The 3,747-nt window shown below is 28.0% G+C and carries 4 protein-coding genes; all 4 read left to right on the forward strand.

The genetic code is table 11. The features are described from left to right. The coding region (locus HMPREF0629_RS04785) for a DNA translocase FtsK (protein WP_009222220.1) at nucleotides 1-1,480 on the forward strand (1,480 nt) is incomplete at its 5' end. Beyond that, the gene (gene rimO, locus HMPREF0629_RS04790) at nucleotides 1,473-2,789 is read left to right on the forward strand and encodes a 30S ribosomal protein S12 methylthiotransferase RimO (protein ID WP_009222221.1); all 1,317 of its coding nucleotides are present in this window, start codon (nucleotides 1,473-1,475) and stop codon (nucleotides 2,787-2,789) included. The genes HMPREF0629_RS04785 and rimO, both read left to right, overlap by 8 nt. Continuing rightward, nucleotides 2,786-3,319, forward strand: coding sequence for a CDP-diacylglycerol--glycerol-3-phosphate 3-phosphatidyltransferase (pgsA, locus tag HMPREF0629_RS04795; protein WP_009222222.1), 534 nt, complete (start codon nucleotides 2,786-2,788; stop codon nucleotides 3,317-3,319). The genes rimO and pgsA overlap by 4 nt, the downstream gene beginning before the upstream one ends. Before the next feature lie 9 nt (nucleotides 3,320-3,328). Continuing rightward, the coding region (locus HMPREF0629_RS04800) for a molybdopterin-binding protein (RefSeq protein WP_009222223.1) at nucleotides 3,329-3,747 on the forward strand (419 nt) is incomplete at its 3' end.

Here is a 3,747-nt window from a genome sequence, read left to right on the forward strand (position 1 = left end):
AAATAAATTTGAGAAAAATATAAGAAAAGATCAAAAAGAGGATAATTATATATTTCCTCCAATAGAGCTTTTAAAAAAATCTTCCGAAAAATCTTCTGTTTCAAATCAAGAAATAATAAAGAACGGAAGAATTATAGAACAAACAATGGAAAATTTTGGAATAGATTCAAAAATTGTTGCAATTAATAGAGGTCCCGTAATAACTTGTTATGAATTAGAGCCGGCTCCGGGGGTTAAACTTAGTAAGATAGTAGCATTAAATGATAATCTTTCAATGAGTCTTGCAAGCCCTGATATAAGAATAGAAGCTCCGATTCCTGGTAAGTCAGCTGTTGGTATTGAGGTGCCTAATAAAACTAAAGAATCAGTTACGGTAAGAGAAATAATTCAAAGTAGTGAGTTTAAAAGGTTAAATTCAAATTTGCCGCTTGCGCTGGGTAAAGATGTTTCCGGTTCAATAGTAATGTCATCAATTGATAAAATGCCACATCTTTTAATTGCAGGAGCAACAGGATCTGGAAAATCCGTATGTATAAATACTATTATAACAAGTATACTTTATAAATCTTCTCCAAAAGATGTCAGACTACTTTTAATAGATCCTAAAGTTGTTGAACTCAGTGTGTATAATGGAATACCTCATCTTCTAATACCTGTTGTAACAGACCCTAAAAAGGCTGCATTCGCTCTAAATTGGGCTGTTGGAGAGATGGAAAAAAGATATAAATTATTTGCAGAAAATTCTGTTAGAGATTTAACTTCATATAATAAAAAAATAGAAAAAACTGGAAATGAAGATGAAAGACTTCCTAAAATCGTTGTTATAGTTGATGAATTAGCAGATTTGATGATGGTTGCTCAAGGAGAAGTTGAAGATTATATAGCAAGACTTGCACAAATGGCAAGAGCAGCGGGAATTTATTTAATAATTGCAACTCAAAGACCATCCGTTGATGTAATAACAGGTACTATAAAAGCTAATATTCCATCAAGAATTGCTTTTTCAGTATCATCAGCAATAGATTCAAGAACTATTTTGGATATGGCTGGAGCTGAAAAACTTCTCGGAAAAGGAGATATGCTTTTCTATCCTGGATTCTATTCAAAACCGGTTAGAATTCAAGGTTCATTTATTAGTGATGAAGAAGTTGAATCTGTTGTTGATTTTATAATTGCAAATTCAACCATAAAAAATGATTTTGAAGAAAAAATAAATAAAGAAATTGAAGAAAAAAGAGAAAAATTAAGTAATGATAGAGATCCTCTTTTTAATGATGCGTTGAAATTTATAGTAGCAGATGAACAAGCTTCTATATCATTTTTACAACGAAAATTAAAAATAGGATATTCTAGAGCAGCCAGAATTGTAGATCAAATGGAAGAGTCTGGTATTCTTGGTCCACATGAAGGATCTAGACCTAGAAAACTACTACTTAGCGAAGAAGAAATTTCAAATTTATTGGGGGAAAATAATGAATAGCATACATTTTATAACATTAGGCTGTTCAAAAAATGAAGTTGATACTTCACAAATGCAATCTATATTAGACTCAAAAAAATATATTATAACAAATAATGTAAATGATGCTAATGTAATTATTATAAACACTTGCGGATTTATAGATGCGGCTAAAGAGGAATCCGTAGATACTATTATAGAAGCTGCAAAATATAAAGATGTAGGAAAATGTAAAAAATTAATTCTTGCGGGTTGCCTTGCACAAAGATATTCCAAAGAATTGATGGAAGAAATTCCTGAAGTAGATGCAATATTAGGAACAGGAAACATTATAAATATAAATAATATATTAGATAGTGCATTTAATGGAGAGAGAATAGTAAAAGTTGATAATATAAATGATAAATATATTGAGGGAATTAAAAAATCTAAAGTTTCGGTTACTGAGTATGTAAAAATATCAGAAGGATGTAATAATAATTGTACTTATTGCATAATACCTAAGCTTCGTGGAAGAAATAGATCTAGAAAAATAGAAGATATTTATGATGAAGTTAAATATTTGGTAAATAACGGTACAAGAGAAGTAATTTTAATTGCTCAAAATACGACTGATTATGGTATAGATAACTATAAAGAATATAAGCTTAAAGATTTAGTTAAAAAATTGTCTGAAATAAAAGATTTAAAATGGATAAGACTTATGTATTTATATCCTGATAATTTTACAGACGAATTAATTGATGAATTTAAAAATAATGATAAGCTTTTAAACTATGTTGATATACCTTTACAACATATCAGCGATAATATCCTTTCTAAAATGAATAGAAAAACAAATAGAAATAATATAAGTGAACTTCTATTTAAACTTAGAAATAATATACCTAATATAATAATTAGAACTACTTTTATAGTTGGATTTCCTGGAGAAGAAAATTCTGATTTCAATGAATTAAACGAATTTATTGAAGAAAATAAATTTGACAAATTGGGAGCTTTTATTTATTCAAGAGAGGAAGATACTCCTGCTTTTAATATGAATAATCAAATACAAGAAAATGTTAAACAAAAACGATTAGATATACTTATGTCAACTCAAATTAGTATTTCTGAGAATAAATTGTCCTCAAATATAGGAAATATATTAGAAGTTTTAATAGAAGAAATAGCAGATAATGAAACTTATGTAGGAAGATCTTATATGGATGCTCCGGAAATTGATGGAGTGGTTTATGTTAAAAGTAAAAATAATTTGAAAATAGGATCTTTCTATAATGTAAAAATAACAGATTATTTAGAATATGATTTAATAGGAGATGCAATATGAATTTGCCAAATAAATTAACATTTATTAGAATTTTATTGGTTCCAATTTTTGTGTTTTTGATGTATATGAATTTTGAGGGTGCAAGAGTAATTGCAACAATTGTATTTGCAATAGCTTCTTTTACAGATTTTCTTGATGGATATATAGCGAGAAAAAATAAATTAGTAACAAATTTCGGGAAATTTGCCGATCCACTTGCCGATAAAATTCTTGTTTGCTCTGCGTTAATTTGCCTTACAAGTATTGGAGATATTCCCGCTTGGAGTGTTATTGTTATAATCTCAAGAGAATTTGCAGTTACAGGATTTAGAATAATTGCCGCTTCTGAAAATATAACAATTGCAGCAAGTAAACTTGGAAAAATAAAAACAGTTTCTCAACTTATAGCAATAATTGTTTTATTGACAAATATAACTTCATTATATAAAACAGGGTTATATATTTTTTATTTTGCAGTATTTTTTACTATTTTATCTGGAATTGATTATTTTATAAAAAATATTAAAGTATTAGACTTAGAAAATATTTAGGAGAATAATATGAAGGCTGGTATCATAACTATAGGAACAGAAATTTTGATAGGAAGTATTTTAAACACTAATTCTAAATTTTTATCAAAAAGGCTTTCAGAATTTGGAGTTCACGTAAGTTATCATGTTTCCGTAAGAGATAATGCTATTGAACTTAGTGAAGTAATAAATGAACTGCTTAATAAAGTTGATTTACTTTTCTTATGTGGAGGACTTGGACCCACAAATGATGATATAACTAAAGAAGTTTTGTCAAATGTTTTAGGGCGTTCTTGCATAGTAGATGAAGTTCAATATAAAAAATTAATAGATAAATTTAAAATTGCAGGCAGAGAAATGACTGCTAACAACAAAAAACAAATTATAGTAATTGATGAAGCTGTTGTTTTAGATAACAAATGGGGAGTAGCACCCGGTGAGATAATTAA

Origin of the sequence: Peptoniphilus sp. oral taxon 386 str. F0131 (assembly GCF_000090945.1) — a bacterium.
Classification (GTDB): domain Bacteria; phylum Bacillota; class Clostridia; order Tissierellales; family Peptoniphilaceae; genus Anaerosphaera; species Anaerosphaera mikwangii.